Origin of the sequence: Flavobacterium sp. UGB4466 (assembly GCF_903469665.1) — a bacterium.
GTDB lineage: Bacteria > Bacteroidota > Bacteroidia > Flavobacteriales > Flavobacteriaceae > Flavobacterium > Flavobacterium lipolyticum.
In genome coordinates, this window is sequence record NZ_CAGKLC010000294.1 from 1 (window position 1) to 337 (window position 337).

Consider the following 337-nt stretch of genomic DNA (forward strand, 5'->3'; position numbering starts at 1 on the left):
CCAATGTAACCCCAATTAAAACAGGTCCATTGAGCATTGACGCCAACGGAGTATTGACCTTAGATCCAAATACCGTATCAGGAACTTACCAAATCACATACGAAATCTGTGAAGAAGGAGCAACTCCTGCCAACTGTGCAAGTGCTACTGCTACCGTTGAAGTTAAAAACCCAATCGTAGCCAACGTTGACAACAGCTACCCAGTTCAAACACCGGGTACAACAACGGCAACTACAATTGGAAACGTAACAGCAAACGACACCTTAAACGGCCAGCCGGTAACCGCAGCCAATACCAATGTAACCCCAATTAAAACAGGTCCATTGAGCATTGACGC

At 45.7% G+C, this 337-nt stretch carries 1 pseudogene; it reads left to right on the forward strand.

The features are described 5' to 3' along the window. A pseudogene (locus JO950_RS22125) lies at window positions 1-337 on the forward strand (hypothetical protein); the annotation flags it as partial.